Genomic DNA, 18,257 nt, shown 5'->3' with positions numbered 1-18,257 from the left:
ACCCCGCGCCGAACGTGTACGCAGCGCGAGAATTCGGCTCCGAGATCGCCCTCAGTGCACGTTCGGTGGGAGAGAACCGGCGAATGCGCTGACCCGCTGCACGAACCGGTCGAAGAACACCGCCGGGTCGACGCCCACCCCGATCAGCGCGTTGGGCTGTGCGGCATCCCAGTCGGGGACCGTGCGCCCGCGCGCATCGCCGGGCGCAAGCTCGACTCGCACCGCAGCCTGGCGAGTCGTCACCAGCGTGGGTTCCAGTGCGACCGCCGCGGCCAGCGGATCGTGCAGATACGCCAGGTAGCCGTGGCCGTGCGCCTCGTGTGCCTCGAAATAGAACCGCAGTGCGTCGTTGAGCATCCGAACCACCGGGCTAATGCGGTGGTCCCAGCTTCGGCTCTCCTGCGTCGAGCCTCGCTGAACCACCGGGCTCATGCGGTGGTCCCAGCTTCGGCTCTCCTGCGTCGAGCCTCGCTGAACCACCGGGCTCATGCGGTGGTCCCAGCTTCGGCTCTCCTGCGTCGAGCCTCGCTGAACCACCGGGTTCATGCGGTGGTCCCAGCTTCGGCTCTCCTGCGTCGAGCCTCGCTGAACCACCGGGCTGTCAGCCGGCGCGGACAGTCGCGCCAGGATCGCCGGCGTGATCGCGATGTGCCGGGTCAGATCCAGGCCGCACACGATCGGAAGCCGTTGCGGCGCAACTGTTCCCCATGTCGTGAATACCTCAGCGGCCGCCTCGGGATCGAACCCGATGTTGAACTCGGCCCAGCCGGACCGTTCGCCGGAGAACGCACTGCCCATGATCACCAGCCGACGTAGCAGCGTGGGCAGTGCCGGCTCGGTCCGCAGTGCCAATGCCAGGTTGGTCAGCGGGCCGGTGGCCAGACCGATCAGCTGCCCCGGATGTTCCCGCGCGGCGGCGACCCAGGCTGCGGCGGCGTCGTATCCGGTGAGCTGTCCGGTGCCGGGCGGCAACTCGGCGTACCCCAGCCCCTGCGGGCCGTGGATGTTCTCCGCGGTGCGGGCCGGTCCGTCGGCGCCTTTGGACACCGGCACGCCGGTCGCCCCGCACAATTCCAACAGGGCCAGGTTGTTGCGGCAGACCTGCTGTACCGCAACGTTTCCGCCGGTAGCGGCGATCCCGACAAGTTCGGCATCCGGGCTGGCCAACAGGTACACCAGCGCGACCGCGTCGTCGACGCCGGTATCGAAGTCGGCGAAGACGGGCAGTGTCACAAGCGCAGGCTCACCAGTACACGCCCGGAACCAACCGCACCGCCCGCTTGATCGGGCGGGGCGTCCGTGCCCGGGGGATCGCCCGCGACGGCCGCTTCGGGCGCCGTCGAGTCGGGTGTGCCGCAACGGGTGCAACGGCTTCGGTGGTTTCTGGGGGCGCCATGCCGCGTGCTGCTGCCGAGTCCGGGTAGCCCAGGTACAGCTGGTGCAGGACCCGTCGGGACAGCTTGGGGGTGAAGTAGTTGCCGGCCGCGCCCAGCGTGCCCGATGGGGTGTCGATCCGGTCCGGCTTCTCGACCAGCCCGCGAACCACCATTGCCGCCGCGTGTTCGGCGCTGATCGCCCCCATCGGAACCAGTTTTCCGGTCGGCGCAATCATCGGGGTGGACACCAGCGGCATGTGGATGTTGGTAAACGTGATGTGGTCCGACAGTGTCTCGGTCGACACCACATTGGCGAACGCGTCCAGCGCCGCCTTGGTGGGCACGTACGCGCTGTACTTGGGGCTGTGCGCCTGTACCCCCACGCTGGAGACGTTGACGACGTGGCCGAACCGTCGTTCCCGCCAGTGCGGCAGCAGCGCCAGCGTCATGCGCACCGCGCCAAAGTAATTGACCGCCATCGTGCGCTCGTAGTCGTGCATCCGATCGCATGCGTTGACCACCGATCGGCGGATCGACCGGCCGGCGTTGTTCACCAGGTAGTCGACGTGCCCGAACCGGCCCAGGATGTCCTTGACGGTGTGCTCCACCGACGCCGAATCGGTGACGTCACAGGTGAACGCGTGCGCCTGCCCACCACCGGCCCGGATTTCGGCCACCAGATCGTCGAGTGCCGAGCCGTTGCGGGCCAGCGCGAAGACCGTGCCGCCGCGCTCGGCGACGGCGATCGCCGAAGCCCGGCCGATACCGCTGGACGCCCCGGTGATGATGACGTGCCGGCCGACCAGGGGCCCGGCCGGATCGTCGCGGCGGGCGCGGTCGGGATCCAGATGTTGCGCCCAGTACCGCCACAGCCCCGGCGCGTAGTCGGCGAACTCGGGCAGCCGGACACTGCCACCAAGCGCCGCGCGGGTGGCGTCGGCGACGAACGTCGGCCGCAGGTTCACCAGGTCGAGCACCTCGGCGGGCAGGCCCAGCTGGGTGGCCATCATGTTGCGCCACACCCGGGCCCGCCCGCGGACGTTGAGCACCGGGGCCGCCACGGCGCCGGGCAGCGTGGCGCGTAGCGGCGGAAGCCCGGCCTCTCGCGCGACGGCGCGGTAGATGTCGGGCAGCCCGATAGAGCGCGGCGCGGTGAGGTGGAAGGTGCGCCCGTCATACCCGTCGGCGTGCATCAACTCGATCAGCGCATCGACGACGTAGTCGACCGGAACCACGTTGGTGCGTCCGGTGTCCGGCACCGCCATCGGGGTGAGCCGGGGCAGTGCCGCCAGCTTGGCCAACAGCGGAAAGAAGTAGTATGGCCCGTCGACCTTGTCCATCTCGCCGGTATGGGAATCGCCCACCACCACCGCCGGCCGATACACCCGGTAGCGCAGTCCCGGCGTCGAGCGCACCAGTGCTTCGGCCTCGAATTTGGTCTGGTGATACGGGGTTGGCAGTTCCTGGCCGATGTCGAAGTCGTCTTCGGTGAACTCACCGGCGTAGTTGCCGGCCACCGCGATCGACGACACGTGCGACAAGGTGGCGTCGAGCCGCTTCGCCAGCCCGATCACCGCGCGAGTGCCTTCGACGTTGGCGGCCTGTTGTTCGGCCGCGCCGGCGGTGATGTCGTAGATGGCCGCACAGTGCAGCACGTGGTCGATGTCGCCCAGTTCGGCGAGCGCCGAGTCGGTCAACCCCAGATTCTCTTCCGTCAGGTCGCCGACCAGTGGATTCACCCGCTCGCCCCATGCCTGACCGTGCTGAGCGGCCAGGGCCTCAAAGCGGCCCAGCGAGGCGCGGCGCACCAGCACCCACACCTGCGCATCGGGACTGTGCTCCAGAATTCGGGCCACCGCCCGCCGCCCAATAAACCCGGTACCGCCGGTAACGACATAACGCATGCGGTCATGGTGGTCGCTCGGGTCGGCTACGTCAATGGTGAGTTGAGTCTCGCCGGGTCATGCCCGGGATATTGATCGCGTAGAAGGCCGGCATCACGACGAAAATCGCCAGCGCGACCATCGGCGACCACAGCACGCCGATCACGCCCGCCACCAGATAGGCGACGATCCCGGTCATCGACCGAAGCCGTTGGGCGGCGAACACGCGCGGATCCACCTCGTCTGCGACCAGCCGGTCGGGGCATCGGCTGACCTGGTCGAACAGCAGCAGCCAACTCGCGCACATCACCGCCAAAATGCCGGCGTACAGGGCCACGGCGGTACGCGCGTCGTGGGTGTCAGCGCCGTCGATGAACGCGCGGGAGAGCACCGCGGTCGGAAACGGGATGAGCGCCGTGGTGAACAGCAGGGCGATGTTGGCCAGGTGTACACCCTTGTTGACCTGTTTGATCGCGGTGAACGCCTGGTGGTGGTTGAGCCAGATCACCGCGACGTAGCCGAACGACGCGAGGTAGCCGAGGTAGGCCGGCCACTGCCGAAGCAGGCCCTCCAGCAGCTGTCCGGGGGCGTGCTCGGGTGCTTTGAGGTCGAGCACCAGCAGGGTCACCGCGATCGCGAAGACACCGTCGCTGAACGCCTCCACGCGTCCGGTGTCGGTCAAGCCGGCCGGAGCGTCGGAGCCGTCAGACGCGCTCATCGGCACCCGGTCAGAATGCGCGAATCCCGTCCCAGTCCAACAGTTTCCAGCCGGTGGCCGGGTTGCCGGTGATCACCACCTTGCCGAGGTTGGGCAGTGGATGGTCGATCAACAGCTCATCGCGGGGGTTCTTGACATTCATCAGGGTCCACGTCGCGATCGACGCCCCGTGTGCGAAGGCCACCGGGTTGGTGTCGCCGGAGTCGTAGATCTGCTGGATCGCGGCGCCGAACTCGTCGTTGAACTGGTTGCCGTCGATCGAGCCGGGGATGGCTGCGGTCCGGTCACCGTGCAGCCATGCCTGCGGGGCAAGCCAATATGCCGAATTGGCCACGTCTCGGGGCTTGTCGCCGAACCAACCGGCGCTGATCTCTCGCAGCCCGGGCAGGATCTGCACCTGACGGCCGAGTTCGCGGGCCAGCGGGGCGGCGGTCTGCTGAGTGCGCACCATCGACGAGGCATAGACACCGTCGTGGTGGCCGCGGGAGAGCTGATCTGCGATCTCCTGAGCCTGGACGCGGCCTTTCTCGGTCAGTCCCGGACCGGGCACCGAGGTGTCGAGGATTCCGGCGGCGTTGGCTTCGGATTCCGCGTGCCGGACCAGCGTCAGGGTGATGTTGCGCGGGTGCGGTGTCCCCGAACAACCGCTGAGCGCCAGCACCGTGGCCAGCGCCGCCGCCAACATTGCGAACAGGGTGCCGGTGCGGTTCCAGGTGCGCTTCCCCATGCCGACAGCCTGCCGTGTGGATGGCGCTGACGCGACCGGTTCTGCTGAAATGGTGGGGGCCAATTCGTCCGAGGTGAAGGAGAATCCGTGGCACTGGACCCGACGGCCATTGGCGCGACCGCCGACCCGATGCCGTTCGCATGGACCGATCGCGACACCATGCTCTATGCGCTCGGGGTCGGCGCCGGAACAGCCGATCTGGCATTCACCACCGAGAACAGCCATGACACCCCGCAACAGGTGCTGCCCACCTACGCCGTCATCTGCTGCATGGGCTTTGCGGCCGTCGGCAAGATCGGCACGTTCAACCCGGCGCTGCTGCTGCACGGCTCCCAAGAGGTACGACTGTTCGCCCCGCTGCCGCCCGCCGGAAGCCTGCAGGTGGTGGCCGAGGTGGCCGACATTCAGGACAAGGGCGAGGGCAAGAACGCCGTCGTGATGCTGCGGGCGCGCGGCACCGATTCGAAGACTTCCGAGCTGGTCGTTGAGACGCTGACCACCCTGGTCATCCGCAAGGCCGGCGGCTTCGGCGGGGAACCCGGGCAACGGGCGGCCGCCCCGCAGATCCCCGACACCGAGCCGGATTCCCGCGTCGCGTATGCGACCCGTGAGGACCAGGCGCTGCTCTACCGGCTCTCCGGCGACCGCAACCCGCTGCACAGCGATCCGTGGTTCGCCACCACACTGGCCGGTTTCCCCAAGCCGATCCTGCACGGGCTGTGCACCTATGGTTTCGCCGGTCGTGCGCTGGTCGCCGAGCTCGGCGGCGGCGACGCCAGCCGGGTCAGCGCCATCTCGGCACGATTCACCGACCCGGTGTTCCCGGGGGAGACGCTGACCACCTCGATCTGGCGGACCGAGCCGGGCAAGGCGGTGTTCCGCACCGAGGCAGCCGGTCCCGACGGCACCAACCCGCGGGTGGTGCTTGACGACGGCGCGGTGGAATACCAGGCCTGAGGTCGCAGATCAGCCGGCGGCCAGCCGCTCAGCCAGCCGTGCGGTGAACTCGGCGGCCTGCGCCGGGCTGTCCAGACCGTAGCGGGCGGCGGTCGCACGATCGCCGTCGTCGTTGTGCCGCACCACTATTCCGGCGCCCGACAGTTCGGCCACCGCGTCGAACGCGTCTTCGTCGGTGATGTCGTCGCCGAGAAAAAGCGGTGTCTTCACCCCGGTCATCCGATCCAGCAGCCAGTGCAGCGTACGGCCCTTGTCCCAGTCGATCTCGGGACGCAGCTCGATCACCTCACGCCCGGTCGTGACCCGCAGGCCGCGGCGCCGACCGGTCTCGCGCACCGCCGCCAGCACCTCACCGACCCGATCCCGGGCGACATTGCGGTAGTGCACGGCGACCGCGAAGCGCTTGTGTTCCACCATGATTCCCGGGATCGCACCGAGCTGCTCATGGAGCGAACCGGCCGCTGCGGCCAGCACCAGCACCGCATCGACGGCGGCGTCGTTCTGGTGGTGAGCGCCGTCCGGTCCGATCAGCTCGAAGCCGTGACTGCCCGCATACCAGATCCCGTCCAGGCCCACCCGGGTTCGCACGTCGGCCAGGTCGCGACCGGACAGCACCGCGACCGGGCACTGAGCGGCCAACGCGGTCAACGCCTCCACCGCGCCGGCCACCGGCCGGGCCGCGTCGGGATCGTCGACGATGTCCGAGAGGGTCCCGTCGAAATCGAAGAACACCGCCGGGTGATCGAGGTCGCGCAACGCTCCGGCGTTCAAGGCCGTCATCGCATCCGGCAACGCCGACATCGGCCGATCGCCGGTACGCACTGACACCGCGCCCGGATCAGCCACCACCGCGTCACCGCCGTCGCACCCCACACCGATCACCAGGGCGAATCCGGCACTGCGAGCGGCGATTACCCCCGATTGGGAGTCGGTGAGCACCACACAGCGGCCCGGCCGCACGGCCAACCCGGCGGCGGCGGCCAGCAGTTCGGCGCTGGAACCGTCGGAGTCATCGGGGGCTGCCGCGGCCACCTGCACGCCAGCTTGTTGCAGCCGCTCGGTCAACGGCGCCGTGTCGGCATCGTCGAGCCGCAACAGCACCGCGTCATGCCGGCGCGGGTCGATCGTGACCGACATGCCAACCATGTCCACCACGGTGCCACAGCCCGGTTCCGATTAGCGTGGTAGGGGTCTAGAGAGTTCCCCGAACACAAGGAGAGCCCCGATGTCGTCCACTCCCGGAATCCTGGTCGGTGTCGACGGATCGCCGTCGTCGGTAGCGGCAGTCGACTGGGCGGCGCGTGACGCCGCGCTGCACAACCTGCCGCTCGTCCTGGTCCACGTACTGGCTTCCCCGGTGGTGATGACGTTCCCCGAGACACCGATGCCGCCCGGCTACACCGAGTGGCAGCGTGACCAGGGCGAACGCTACCTGCGTGAGGCCGTCGAGATCGCCGAGGCGGCCGGGGCGACGCAGGTCACCGCCGAGACCGTCGTGGGCTCCACGGTGCCGATGCTGGTGGACATGAGTCACGAAGCCGCCCGCCTGGTGGTCGGGTCGCGCGGGCACGGGCGGATGCGCCGGCTGTTGCTCGGCTCGGTCAGCTCGTCGCTGGTGCGGCACGCGCACTGCCCGGTCGTGGTCATCCACGAAGACCATCTGCGTCCCGACACCGCACCGGTGGTTGTCGGTATCGACGGATCCCCGGTGTCGGAGGCCGCAACCGCGCTGGCATTCGAAGAGGCCTCGTTGCGTGGGGTGGAACTGATCGCGGTGTATGCCTGGCACGACACCGGACTGATGGACTTCCCCGGCGTCGACACCGCGGCGATGGCATCTGAGGGCGAACTGGCCCTGGCCGAACGACTGGCGGGCTGGCGGGAGCGCTACCCCGACGTCACGGTGCGCCGCGTGGTGGTCGATGACCGACCGGCCGACCAACTCGTCGACCAATCCCAGGAGGCTCAGCTGGTGGTGGTGGGCAGCCACGGCCGCGGCGGCTTCACCGGCATGCTGCTCGGCTCGGTCAGCCAGGCAGTGGTGCAGTCAGCCCACACACCGGTGGTCGTCGTCCGCCCGGCGTCATAACGGCCAGCGTCAGCCGGCTGACACCGGTTCACTCGCCCGGGCCACCGCCTGCTGCGCCACCGGGCTCGGGCGCAACGGCACCCGCTGCGGCCACCAGAACCAGCGGCCCAGCAGCGCGGCGATCGACGGCGTCATGAACGAGCGGATCACCAGGGTGTCGATGAGCAGACCCAGGCCGATGGTGGAGCCCACCTGGCCGATCACGCGCAGGTCGGAGACCAGCATCGACATCATGGTGAACGCGAACACCAGGCCCGCCGAGGTGACTACGGAGCCACTGCCGCCCATGGCGCGGATGATGCCGGTCTTGAGTCCGCCGTGCAGCTCTTCCTTCATCCGGGAGACCAGCAGCAGGTTGTAGTCCGAGCCGACCGCCAACAGGATGATCACCGACATCGCCAGCACCATCCAGTGCAGGTCCAAGCCGATGATGTGCTGCCAGATCAGCACCGAGATACCGAAACTCGTGCCCAGCGAGAGCAGCACCGTGCCGACGATCACCGCCGAGGCCACCACGGCCCGGGTGATCAGCAGCATGATGATGAAGATCAGGCACAGCGAGGCGATGCCGGCGATGATCAGGTCGTAGGCCGACCCGTCCTTCATGTCCTTGAACATGGCCGCGGTGCCGCCGAGATAGACCTTGGAGCCCTCCAGCGGAGTGCCCTTGAGCGCCTCGTGCACGGCGTGCTTGATCGGCGCGATGTGGCTGACGCCCTCCGGGGACATCGGGTCGCCCTCATGGCTGATGATGAACCGCACCGCGTGCCCGTCGGGGGACAGGAACATCTTCATGCCGCGCTTGAAGTCGGGGTTGTCGAACGCCTCGGGCGGCAGGTAGAACGAGTCGTCGTTCTTGGACTCGTCGAACGCCTTGCCCATGGCGTTCTGGCCTTCCATCATCTTCTCCATCTGAAGCTGCAGGCCCTCCATGGTGGACTGCATCTTCAGCTGGGTGGTCCGCATGTTTTCCATCGTCTCGATCATCGGCGGCATGATCTCGAGCATCCGGGGGATCAGCCGGTCGAGGTTGTCGATGTCGGGCAGCACCTTCTCGAAGTCCTCGGTCATCTGGTCGAGGCCGTCCATCACGTCGAAGATCGACCGGATCGACCAGCAGATCGGGATGTCGAAGCAGTGCGGCTCCCAGTAGAAGTAGCTGCGCATCGGACGCCACATGTCGTCGAAGTCCGCGATCGAGTCGCGCATCCGCTGGATGTCGTCGAGCATGTGGTGCATCTTGAGGTCCATGCTGTGGGTCGTCTCGGACATGGCGCGGGTGACCTCGAGCATGTCCTTCATGCTCTGGACAGAGACCGCCATGTCGTCGCCCATCTTGAGCATGTTCTTCATGCTGTCGAGCTGGTACTTCATGTTCAGCTGCTGGGTGGTGCCCTGCATGCTGATCGCGAACGGGATCGTGGTGTGTTCGATCGGCGTGCCCAGCGGCCGGGTGATGGTCTGCACCCGTCCGATACCCGGCACCTCGAACACCCGCTTGGCGATCCGGTTGATCACCAGGAAGTCGGCCGGATTGCGCAGGTCGTGGTCGGTCTCGATCATCAGCAGTTCCGGACTCATCCGGGCCTGGGAGAAGTGCCGGTCGGCGGCGGCGTAGCCGATGTTGGCCGGCACGTAGTCCGGCAGGTACTGCCGGTCGTTGTAGTTGGTCTTGTACCCGGGCAGCGTGAGCAGGCCGATCAGGCAGACCGCCGTGGTGGCCACCAGCACCGGTCCCGGCCAGCGCACGATCATCGCGCCGATCCGCCGCCAGGTGCGGATTCGCATCGCCCGCTTGGGCTCCAGCATGCCGAAGCGGCTGGCCACCGCCACGACCGCCGAGCCGAAGGTGAGGGCGGCCAGCACGATGACCAACATGCCGATCGCCAGCGGAACGCCCAACGACTGGAAGTAGGGCAGTCGGGTGAAGTGCAGACAGAAGGTCGCGCCGGCGATGGTCAGACCCGAGCCCAGGATCACGTGCGCGGTGCCGTGATACATGGTGTGGAAGGCCGACTCTTTGTCCTCGCCGAGCGCTCGGGCCTCTTGATAGCGGCCCAGCAGGAAGATGGCGTAGTCCGTCGAGGCGGCGATCGCGAGTGTCACCAGCAGGTTCACCGCGAACGTCGACAGGCCGATGATGTTGTAGTAGGCCAACACGGCCACCACGCCGCGGGCAGCGCTCAGCTCGAAGACCACCATGCCCAGCACCAACAGCACCGTGCCGACGGAGCGGTAGATGGACAGCAGCATCGTGATGATCACCACGAAGGTCAGCGCGGTGATGATCTTCAGGCTTTTGTCGCCGGCGATGTGCTGATCGGCGTTGAGGGCGGCCCCACCGGTGACGTAGGCGTGCACCCCCTCAGGTGCCGGGGTGTCGGCGATGATCTGCTGGACGGCCTCGACCGATTCGTTGGCCAGGGTCTCGCCCATGTTGCCGGCCAGATACACCTGAACGTAGGCGGCCTTGCCGTCCGGGCTTTGCGATCCCGCCGCGGTCAGCGGGTCGCTCCAGAAGTCCTGGATGTGCTCGACGTGGGTGTGGTCGGCCTCCATCTTGGCGACCAGTTGGTCGTAATACTTGTGCGCGTCGTCGCCGAGCGGCTGGTCGCCTTCGAGGACCACCATCGCCGAGCTGTCCGATTTGAACTCGTCGAACACCTTGCCGATGCGCATCATCGCGATCATCGACGGAGCGTCGCGTGGGGCCATCGACACCGCGCGCATCTTCCCGACCTCGTCGAGCTGCGGTACGACGACGTTCACCAGGACGGTGATCGCCAGCCAGGCCAAGATGATGGGCACCGCGAGCCGGCGGATCCACGCCGGGATACCGCCGCGCTTGGGCGGCGGCTGCGTGGCCGGCAGGGTGTCGGTCGGGGTGTCGTCGCTGGTGTGCTTGCTCATGCGGATTTCACAATGCAGAAGGTCTGGGCGCTCACGGGGCCGGTGGCGATTCTTTCTTCTTTGATGACGCCGTCGATGGTGACGCGGCAGCCGATGGTGGCGCCGTCACCTTGGGCGACGATGTTGGGGCTCACCGCCGGGTTGGTGGTCGACAGGGTCAGCGACCACGGCAGGCTGGCGCCGTCGATCCGTTGCGGGGTGGCATCGAGGTCCAGGTAGTTGATATCGGCGTAGGTGCCGTCCGGGCTGAAGATGTCGTAGACCACGACCTTGGGGTGGAACGGCTTGGTGTCCTCGAACGGGACGGTCCCATTGCCGCTGTCGTCGGCTCCGAAGTAGCCGCGGACTCGCTGCACGGTGAACCCCCCTACCGCGACGACGACGATGATGAGCAGGGGTAACCACGCGCGTCTGAGAGCGCCGAACATGAAAGCAGTGGCCCTTTCGCATCGTGCCGGAACTGACACAGATTAGTGCATCAAAGTTCTTTTTCACACCCTTCCCAGGGTGTTTCGTACATATGTTCGATATCTTGGAGGGTGTGGGCTGGGGTAGCGGGCCGCCGAGCTGGGCGGAAATGGAACGTGTTCTAGATGGTAAGCCTCGTCACACCGATATCGCGGCCGGTGTGTCGACGGATCACGGCCCGTCGTTCCCGCAGGTCGAGCCACTTCGGCCGGCAGGGCGGACAGTGCCCTACGCCGAACTGCACGCGCACTCGGCGTACAGCTTTCTGGACGGGGCCAGCAACCCGCAGGAGCTGGTCGTCGAGGCTGCCCGGCTGGGCCTGCGGGCGATCGCGCTGACCGATCACGACGGCTTATATGGGGTGGTGCGGTTCGCCGAGGCGGCCGCCGAGCTGGACGCTGCGGGCCTTCAGATAGGCACCGTGTTCGGCGCCGAGTTGTCGCTGGGGCGGGTGGCGCGCACCGATGACCCGGACCCGCCCGGTCCGCACCTGCTGGTGCTGGCCCGCGGCCCGGAGGGTTATCGGCGGTTGTCGCGGCAGATCGCCGCCGCGCACCTGGCCGGCGAGAAGGGCAGGCCGCATTTCGATCTGGATGCGCTGACCGAGGCGGCGGGCGGGCACTGGCACATCCTGACCGGCTGCCGTAAGGGTCATGTTCGCCAGGCGCTGGCCACCGGTGGTCCGGATGCGGCCGCCGCCGCGCTGGCCGATCTGGTGGATCGGTTCGGGGCCGCGCGGGTCAGCGTGGAGCTGACCCGGCACTCCGATCCATACGACGACGAACGCAATGCCGCGCTGGCCGGCCTGGCGCCCCGGTTCGGGGTGGGGCTGGTGGCCACCACCGGCGCGCATTTCGCCCGGCCGGATCGGGGCCGGCTGGCGATGGCGCTGGGTGCGGTGCGGGCCCGCCAGTCACTGGATGCCGCCGCCGGCCGGCTGGCTCCGCTGGGCGGCTCGCATCTGCGCTCGGGCGCAGAGATGGCCCGGTTGTTCGCGGCGCATCCGGCGGCGGTGCCGGCGGCGGCCGAACTCGGTGAGCGGTGTGCTTTTCCGTTGGCGCTGATCGCCCCGCGGCTGCCGCCGTTTGCCGTCCCGGACGGTCACACCGAGGACAGCTGGCTGCGACAGCTGACCCTGGCCGGCGCGGTCGGGCGCTACGGCCCGCCCGACCGCATGCCCGCCGCCTACGCCCAGATCGAACGCGAGCTGGAAGTCATCGCCCAACTGGGCTTTCCCGGATATTTCCTGGTGGTGCACGACATCACCCAGTTCTGCCGGCGCAGCGACATCTTGTGCCAGGGCAGGGGATCGGCGGCCAACTCCGCGGTCTGCTATGCCCTCGGTATCACCGCGGTGGATCCGGTGGCCAACGGATTGCTGTTCGAGCGCTTTCTGTCGCCGGCCCGCGATGGCCCGCCCGACATCGACATCGACATCGAGTCCGATGAGCGCGAAAAGGTGATCCAGTACGTCTACGACAAGTACGGCCGAGACCACGCCGCCCAGGTGGCCAACGTCATCACCTACCGGGGGCGCAGTGCCGTGCGGGACATGGCCCGCGCGCTGGGCTATTCGCCGGGGCAACAGGACGCCTGGAGCAAACAGCTGAGCCGATGGGGCCGGCCCGGCCGGGAGGACGACTCCGATCTTCACGGCATCCCCGAACAGGTGATCGAGCTGGCCGATCAGGTCGCCGACCTGCCACGGCATCTGGGCATCCACTCCGGCGGCATGGTGATCTGTGACCGCCCGATCGCCGACGTGTGCCCGGTGGAATGGGCCCGGATGCCCGGACGAAGCGTGCTGCAGTGGGACAAAGACGACTGCGCAGCAATAGGTTTGGTGAAGTTCGACCTGCTGGGGCTGGGGATGCTGTCGGCATTGCATTACGCGATCGACCTGGTGGCGCAGCATTGCGGCGTCGAGGTGGATCTGGCCGCGATCGATCTGTCCGAGCCGGCGGTGTACGAGATGCTCGCGCGCGCCGACACGGTCGGGGTGTTCCAGGTGGAATCGCGCGCGCAGATGGCCACCCTGCCGCGGCTGCGCCCACGGGAGTTCTACGACTTGGTGGTGGAGGTGGCGCTGATCCGCCCCGGGCCGATCCAGGGCGGATCGGTGCATCCCTATATCCGCCGCCGCAACGGTATCGACCCGGTGACCTACGAGCATCCGTGCATGGCGCGGGCGCTGGAGAAAACCTATGGGGTTCCGCTGTTTCAGGAGCAGCTGATGACGCTGGCGGTGGACTGCGCCGGATTCACCGCGGGCGAAGCCGACCAGTTGCGCCGCGCGATGGGCTCCAAACGGTCACCGGAGCGAATGCGCCGGTTGCGCGACCGGTTCTACTCCGGCATGGCCGAGTGCCACGGCATCACCGGCGAGGTGGCGATGAGGATCTACGAAAAGCTGGAAGCCTTTGCCAACTACGGATTTCCGGAGAGTCACGCGATGAGCTTCGCGTCGCTGGTGTTTTACTCGGCCTGGTTCAAGCTGCACTACCCGGCGGCGTTCTGCGCCGCGCTGCTCCGGGCCCAGCCGATGGGCTTCTATTCGCCGCAGTCGCTGGTCGCCGACGCCCGCCGGCACGGGGTCGTGGTGCACCGCCCGGACGTCAACGCCAGTCTGGCGCACGCCACGCTGGCCGAAGCCGGCACGCAGGTCCGGCTCGGACTGGGGGCTGTCCGTGGCATCGGTACCGACCTCGCCGAGCGGCTGGTGGCCGACCGTGAGGCCCATGGTCCATTTGCTTCGATGCTGGATCTGACTGCGCGGGTGCATCTTTCAGTTCCTCAGACTGAGGCGTTGGCAACCGCCGGCGCGTTCTCCGGTTTCGGGGTGTCACGCCGGGAGGCGCTGTGGACGGCCGGGGCTGCGGCGGGGCAGCGGCCGGACCGGCTGCCCGGGGTAGGAGTTGCGACGCATACTCCGGTGTTACCCGGGATGAGTGAGATCGAGTTGTCGGCTGCCGACGTATGGGCCACCGGAGTGTCCTGCGACAGCTTCCCGACCCAGTTCCTGCGTGCCGATCTCGATGCGCTCGGGGTGGTTCCGGCGGCGCGGTTGACCGCGGTTCCCGACGGCACCCGGGTGCTGGTGGCCGGAGCGGTGACCCATCGGCAGCGGCCGTCGACCGCGCGCGGGGTCACGTTCGTCAACCTCGAAGACGAGACCGGGATGGTCAACGTGCTGTGTACGCCGGGGGTGTGGAAGCGGCATCGACGGTTGGCGCAGACCGCGGCGGCGCTACTGATCCGCGGGCGGGTGCAGAACGCCAGTGGGGCGGTCACCGTGCTGGCCGATCGGCTGGGGCCCGTTGAGTTGACTGTGAGTTCGCGCTCTCGGGATTTCCGGTAGTGCCCGGCGGTCAGCGAGGTTCGACGCAGGAGAGCCGAAGCTGGACCGCCGCAGCAAGCCCGGCGGTCAGCGAGGTTCGACGCCGGAGAGCCGAAGCTGGACCGCCGCAGCAAGCCCGGCGGTAACCTCCACCCATGAACCTCAACTTGTCCGCCGACGAAGTCCTGACCACCACGCGATCGGTCCGCAAACGCCTCGATCTCGACAAGCCGGTTCCCCGCGAGGTGCTGATGGAGTGTCTTGAGATCGCCCTGCAGGCACCCACCGGTTCCAATGCTCAGGGCTGGCAATGGATGTTCGTCACCGACCCGGTCAAGAAGCAGGCGCTCGCCGATATCTACCGCGCGAACGCCATGCCATATCTGAACCGGATGCGGCCGGACTACGGCGAGGGCGACGTGCGCAGTGAGCGGATGGAGTTCGTCAGCGGCTCAGCCCGATACCTCGCCGAGAACCTGCAGGACGTCCCGGTGCTGATGATCCCGTGCCTGGAAGGCAAGCCCGAGACGGCGTCGCTGGGGTTCGGCGCATCCTTTTGGGCGTCACTGTTCCCGGCTGCGTGGAGTTACTGTCTGGCGTTGCGCAACCGCGGGCTGGGTTCCTGCTGGACGACACTGCACCTGCTGGGCGACGGTGAGCAGCAGGCCGCCGAGGTGCTCGGCATCCCGTATGACGAGTACAGCCAGGGCGGGCTGTTTCCGATCGCCTACACCAAGGGCACCGACTTCAAGCCGGCCAAGCGGCTGCCGGCCGAGCAGGTCGCGCACTTCGACACTTGGTGATCGCAAGCGCGGCGTGAATCCACTTGGCCCGGACCGGTCAGCGGACCATGGTCCGGGCCAGGTGAACTCAGCGGCTATGGTCAGCAGTCCATTCCGCCCCACAGCGACTGGGCGCCGGTGTGGCCGATGCGGATGACCAGCCAGGTCGACACAGCCGCGAATATCAGGGTGCCTGCCCCGGTAGCGGTCATGCCGATGCGACGGATCGCCGGTGGCAGCGCTCCCACCTCGTCGGCAAACAGCGGGGTATGCAGCGCCCACCAGATGATCATGGCGATGGCAAGCAGCGCGGACCACAGGACGAGCTGAGCGCCCAATGCGGCGTGACGATGGAGGATCTCACCTCCCATCACCCGTTGTTGGAGCCAACTGCCGGCCGCTGTGGTCAGCGGGATCGCCACCAGCGTGCCCACCGCCACGAACGACGCGGCGCCACTGACACGGCGGCGTGCGGCGGGCCAGAGCACGACAACCACGGCCAGCAGGGCAGTCGTGGGCACCAAGACCGCTACCAGGTGTGCGAGCAGCGGATGCGCCGGCAGGCCATCGATGGTGTCAAGCATGGAGACTCCCTGTCCGGTCGCGAATCACGCTTTGTCGCAGCACTTTTTGTCCGATTTGTGCATGGGCATGCCCGGCTTCATGGGCTTCTTGTCCGGTCCCATTTCGCCGGGGGGCATTTCGCCGTGCTTCTTCATGTTCGGTCCCATTTCGCGGGCGGGCATCGGCGAGTCATCGGAATCATGGCCGTGGGGCGCGGGCGAATGCATTGCGTGGGACGCCACGGCCGGAGTCGTGCCCAACGTGAGTGCCCCGGAGGATCCCGCCCAGGCTCCGGCGACGAAGACTGCCACTGCGAGGCCGGCGAAGGCCAGGGTGCCGGCGACTCGGCGCTTGTGCTCGCCGAACTTGGTACGGAGTTTGCGGAAGGTTGCCATCGTGTGTTCCTTTCGGTGGTGGTGGGATCGCTTCTTCTACAGTCGATCTGACAGTGGGCTTAGGCGTTGCACTGGCAGCCTGAATGGCTCTCAGCGCCGGAATTGGTTTGCTGGGCGCCGGGGTCATCCGTGTGCGGTTGCCAGTCGAACGGGAAGTGTTTGCTTGAGCCGCCGCGGTATTCGTGAGAGAAGTCGAATCCCCGTGCCTGGTCGCGTTTGACCACGCCCCACGTCGCGACCTGGCCCGGGCCGACCTCTGCGCCCGGGGCGTTGGCGGTGGTGACCCGCCGGCCCGGATCCGACGTCGGGCCTGTGAGTGCCTCGACGCGTAGGTCGACCTTGCCCGGTATCTCCGCGCGCCAGTACGCCAGATCGTCGGCGGCCTCGAAGGTGATCGGTGCGTACTCGATCCTGTCCAATGTGCCGATCAGGCTGCCGAATTCGCCCGGCCAACCGCCTTCTTTCCCGGTAAAGATGCGCTCGAGGGCATAGCGCTGGTCGGTGTCTGCCTTGGCGTCGATGTAGAACATCAATTTCATCGTGGCGCTGGGATCGTCGATCCACATGTTGCCCTCGAACTCACCGAGGGCGATCACGCCCAGGTCGGCGAGTTCGATGTCGCCGTAGTGCCCCTCGTGAATCTGCCAAACCAGGGTGAACAGACAGTCTCCGTGGGTGGGCTCCTGGGCGAAGCTGCACGGGCAGGGCAGCTTGCAGCTGCACACGTCAAACCACTCGCCTCGCAAGTGCCAATCCACGGCCGTCGGTGTCCTCATGAGATCCTCCTCGTCATATACCCCTAGGGGGTAGGGGTATATGCAGGACCGTACATGGTCCCGCCGAGTGGTGACAAGTGCTTCGGCTCGCGGACCGGTTGGCCTGGGCCGCTGGAGGAAAGGTTCCGCTCCCTGGCGGGGGCTGAAGGGGCTACACCCCGTCGGCGAACCCGTGCTGGCGCCACGCCTCGTAGACCGCGACGGCGGCGGCATTGGACAGGTTCAGTGAGCGCCGCCCGGCCAGCATCGGGATACGCACTCTCGCGGTGATGTGCGGGTCGGCCAGCGTCGCCTCGTCCAGGCCGGTGGGCTCGGGGCCGAACATCAGCACGTCGCCGGGCTCATAGCTCACGTCGGTGAAGGGGGTGTGGGCGCTGGCGGTGAACGCGAACACCCGGGCCTCGCCCAGCGCCTCCCAGGCCGCCGGCAGCGACGAGTGCACGCGCACCCAGGCCAGGTCGTGATAGTCCAAGCCGGCCCGCCGCAGCTTGGGCTCGGACAGGTCGAAGCCCATGGGTTCCACCAGGTGAAGCTCCGCGCCGGTTGCCGCCACCATTCGAATCGCATTGCCGGTGTTGGGCGGGATGCGGGGCGAATAGAACATCACTTTGAACACAACAGCATCCTCGTATGGCGGCAGGCTAAAAAGCGACCGGTCTCCGGTCGCCGCGTATCAGGCAGGCGATGCTCGGCGAAGTCGGCAGAGAAGTCCGTGTGCGGAATGCCGGGCTGGGGCCCGCGAATGTCAACAAAACCAAGCAATGGCCGTTGGTAACTGAGCTTAGGCTTTCGCTCCGGGATGAATTCTCGGACGAATCGCGAACCTTGTCCGGGCGCGGTAATCTCGCACCCCTATCCGTACCAACCACAAAAAGAATAGGGAATCGAAATGCTTTTTGGTAAGGCGGGGGTAGTTGCTCCCATTGTCGCGATGGGACTCTCGGTGGGAGTTTTGACCGCGCCCCCAGCTCACGCCGATGAGCAGACCTTCGTTGACGCGTTGCGCGAAAATAGTTGGTCGGCTACGAGTTTCGCTGGGCATCCGGTGGCGCCGGGGCTCATCGTGCGTCCGGATGTGGCAATCGCGGGCGGTCGCGACGTGTGTAATCAGCTGCAGCTGGGATTGACGCCAGACCAGATGGTCGCAACTACTATCCCGCCCGCTCAGGATAATTATCGGATTTTCATAACAGCTGCGCAGGAGCATTTGTGCTGACGGGCTACCGCCTGTCGTTATAGTGCGTCCTTTTCTTCCCGCAGGCACCAGCTCCCGGT

Annotated in this window: 16 protein-coding genes; 5 read left to right on the top strand and 11 right to left on the bottom strand. The window is 67.3% G+C overall.

Features of this window, described 5'->3' with window-relative positions; genetic code table 11:
- Nucleotides 1–51 precede the first annotated feature (51 nt).
- Genes MJO54_RS18310 through MJO54_RS18295 form a run of 4 tightly spaced genes read right to left on the bottom strand, consistent with a single transcriptional unit; the run spans nucleotide 52 to nucleotide 4,704 of the window.
- Complete coding sequence (locus MJO54_RS18310) at nucleotides 52–1,233, bottom strand: nucleoside hydrolase (protein WP_240175281.1); 1,182 nt, start codon at nucleotides 1,231–1,233, stop codon at nucleotides 52–54.
- Between the two features lie 10 nt (nucleotides 1,234–1,243).
- Entirely contained in the window at nucleotides 1,244–3,280 is a 2,037-nt protein-coding gene (locus tag MJO54_RS18305; protein WP_240175280.1) for an SDR family oxidoreductase, read from the bottom strand.
- 31 nt (nucleotides 3,281–3,311) lie between these two features.
- Nucleotides 3,312–3,977: a TMEM175 family protein gene (locus tag MJO54_RS18300; RefSeq protein ID WP_046283426.1), complete on the bottom strand. Its 666-nt coding sequence runs from the start codon at nucleotides 3,975–3,977 to the stop codon at nucleotides 3,312–3,314.
- Between the two features lie 10 nt (nucleotides 3,978–3,987).
- Complete coding sequence (locus MJO54_RS18295; protein WP_434085413.1) at nucleotides 3,988–4,704, bottom strand: histidine phosphatase family protein; 717 nt, start codon at nucleotides 4,702–4,704, stop codon at nucleotides 3,988–3,990.
- A gap of 87 nt (nucleotides 4,705–4,791) precedes the next feature.
- Between MJO54_RS18295 and MJO54_RS18290 the strand changes: the two genes are divergently transcribed.
- Nucleotides 4,792–5,661, top strand: a complete 870-nt coding sequence (locus tag MJO54_RS18290; RefSeq protein WP_046283428.1) for a MaoC/PaaZ C-terminal domain-containing protein — start codon at nucleotides 4,792–4,794, stop codon at nucleotides 5,659–5,661.
- 9 nt (nucleotides 5,662–5,670) lie between these two features.
- Here MJO54_RS18290 and otsB read toward each other — a convergent pair whose 3' ends face one another.
- On the bottom strand, nucleotides 5,671–6,798 hold the full coding sequence (gene otsB, locus MJO54_RS18285; RefSeq protein WP_046283459.1) for a trehalose-phosphatase: 1,128 nt from the start codon (nucleotides 6,796–6,798) through the stop codon (nucleotides 5,671–5,673).
- An 88-nt stretch (nucleotides 6,799–6,886) separates the two neighbouring features.
- Between otsB and MJO54_RS18280 the strand changes: the two genes are divergently transcribed.
- A complete protein-coding gene (locus MJO54_RS18280) occupies nucleotides 6,887–7,750 on the top strand; it encodes a universal stress protein (protein ID WP_046283429.1) in 864 nt (287 codons plus the stop codon).
- A 9-nt stretch (nucleotides 7,751–7,759) separates the two neighbouring features.
- On the opposite strand, the gene MJO54_RS18275 is transcribed toward MJO54_RS18280, so the two are convergent.
- Complete coding sequence (locus MJO54_RS18275) at nucleotides 7,760–10,660, bottom strand: MMPL/RND family transporter (RefSeq protein ID WP_046283430.1); 2,901 nt, start codon at nucleotides 10,658–10,660, stop codon at nucleotides 7,760–7,762.
- The gene (locus MJO54_RS18270; RefSeq protein ID WP_046283431.1) at nucleotides 10,657–11,088 is read right to left on the bottom strand and encodes an MmpS family transport accessory protein; all 432 of its coding nucleotides are present in this window, start codon (nucleotides 11,086–11,088) and stop codon (nucleotides 10,657–10,659) included. Before MJO54_RS18270 ends, MJO54_RS18275 begins: the two co-directional genes overlap by 4 nt.
- A 113-nt stretch (nucleotides 11,089–11,201) precedes the next feature.
- Between MJO54_RS18270 and MJO54_RS18265 the strand changes: the two genes are divergently transcribed.
- Both MJO54_RS18265 and MJO54_RS18260 read left to right on the top strand, forming a co-directional pair.
- Nucleotides 11,202–14,486 (top strand): error-prone DNA polymerase, encoded by a 3,285-nt coding sequence (locus MJO54_RS18265; protein WP_240175996.1) that lies wholly within the window; start codon nucleotides 11,202–11,204, stop codon nucleotides 14,484–14,486.
- A 134-nt stretch (nucleotides 14,487–14,620) separates the two neighbouring features.
- Entirely contained in the window at nucleotides 14,621–15,268 is a 648-nt protein-coding gene (locus MJO54_RS18260; protein ID WP_064889001.1) for a nitroreductase family protein, read from the top strand.
- Between the two features lie 80 nt (nucleotides 15,269–15,348).
- On the opposite strand, the gene MJO54_RS18255 is transcribed toward MJO54_RS18260, so the two are convergent.
- The 4 genes from MJO54_RS18255 to MJO54_RS18240 all read right to left on the bottom strand — a co-directional run bounded on the left by MJO54_RS18255 (nucleotide 15,349) and on the right by MJO54_RS18240 (nucleotide 17,586).
- A complete protein-coding gene (locus tag MJO54_RS18255; RefSeq protein ID WP_065152941.1) occupies nucleotides 15,349–15,831 on the bottom strand; it encodes a hypothetical protein in 483 nt (160 codons plus the stop codon).
- Nucleotides 15,832–15,855: 24 nt separating this feature from the next.
- A complete protein-coding gene (locus tag MJO54_RS18250) occupies nucleotides 15,856–16,206 on the bottom strand; it encodes a hypothetical protein (protein WP_064888999.1) in 351 nt (116 codons plus the stop codon).
- A 59-nt stretch (nucleotides 16,207–16,265) separates the two neighbouring features.
- A complete protein-coding gene (locus tag MJO54_RS18245) occupies nucleotides 16,266–16,982 on the bottom strand; it encodes a DUF1326 domain-containing protein (protein ID WP_065152940.1) in 717 nt (238 codons plus the stop codon).
- A 151-nt stretch (nucleotides 16,983–17,133) separates the two neighbouring features.
- Nucleotides 17,134–17,586, bottom strand: a complete 453-nt coding sequence (locus MJO54_RS18240; RefSeq protein ID WP_396876777.1) for a tRNA (cytidine(34)-2'-O)-methyltransferase — start codon at nucleotides 17,584–17,586, stop codon at nucleotides 17,134–17,136.
- A gap of 285 nt (nucleotides 17,587–17,871) precedes the next feature.
- Between MJO54_RS18240 and MJO54_RS23780 the strand changes: the two genes are divergently transcribed.
- On the top strand, nucleotides 17,872–18,198 hold the full coding sequence (locus MJO54_RS23780) for a DUF732 domain-containing protein (protein WP_065152939.1): 327 nt from the start codon (nucleotides 17,872–17,874) through the stop codon (nucleotides 18,196–18,198).
- The last annotated feature ends 59 nt before the right edge of the window (nucleotides 18,199–18,257 follow it).

The organism is Mycolicibacter virginiensis (assembly GCF_022374935.2).
GTDB lineage: Bacteria > Actinomycetota > Actinomycetes > Mycobacteriales > Mycobacteriaceae > Mycobacterium > Mycobacterium virginiense.
This window is presented reverse-complemented; position numbering and strand designations above follow the sequence as displayed.

Excerpts from the sequence above, each read along its gene's own strand:
- MJO54_RS18245 (WP_065152940.1), bottom strand. The coding sequence starts at position 16,982 with ATGAGGACACCGACGGCCGTGGATTGGCACTTGCGAGGCGAGTGGTTT.
- MJO54_RS18250 (WP_064888999.1), bottom strand. The coding sequence starts at position 16,206 with ATGGCAACCTTCCGCAAACTCCGTACCAAGTTCGGCGAGCACAAGCGC.
- MJO54_RS18280 (WP_046283429.1), top strand. The coding sequence starts at position 6,887 with ATGTCGTCCACTCCCGGAATCCTGGTCGGTGTCGACGGATCGCCGTCG.
- MJO54_RS18300 (WP_046283426.1), bottom strand. The coding sequence starts at position 3,977 with ATGAGCGCGTCTGACGGCTCCGACGCTCCGGCCGGCTTGACCGACACC.
- MJO54_RS18240 (WP_396876777.1), bottom strand. The coding sequence starts at position 17,586 with ATGTTCTATTCGCCCCGCATCCCGCCCAACACCGGCAATGCGATTCGA.
- MJO54_RS18255 (WP_065152941.1), bottom strand. The coding sequence starts at position 15,831 with ATGCTTGACACCATCGATGGCCTGCCGGCGCATCCGCTGCTCGCACAC.
- MJO54_RS18260 (WP_064889001.1), top strand. The coding sequence starts at position 14,621 with ATGAACCTCAACTTGTCCGCCGACGAAGTCCTGACCACCACGCGATCG.
- MJO54_RS18295 (WP_434085413.1), bottom strand. The coding sequence starts at position 4,704 with ATGGGGAAGCGCACCTGGAACCGCACCGGCACCCTGTTCGCAATGTTG.
- MJO54_RS18270 (WP_046283431.1), bottom strand. The coding sequence starts at position 11,088 with ATGTTCGGCGCTCTCAGACGCGCGTGGTTACCCCTGCTCATCATCGTC.
- MJO54_RS18305 (WP_240175280.1), bottom strand. The coding sequence starts at position 3,280 with ATGCGTTATGTCGTTACCGGCGGTACCGGGTTTATTGGGCGGCGGGCG.
- MJO54_RS23780 (WP_065152939.1), top strand. The coding sequence starts at position 17,872 with ATGCTTTTTGGTAAGGCGGGGGTAGTTGCTCCCATTGTCGCGATGGGA.
- otsB (WP_046283459.1), bottom strand. The coding sequence starts at position 6,798 with ATGTCGGTCACGATCGACCCGCGCCGGCATGACGCGGTGCTGTTGCGG.
- MJO54_RS18275 (WP_046283430.1), bottom strand. The coding sequence starts at position 10,660 with ATGAGCAAGCACACCAGCGACGACACCCCGACCGACACCCTGCCGGCC.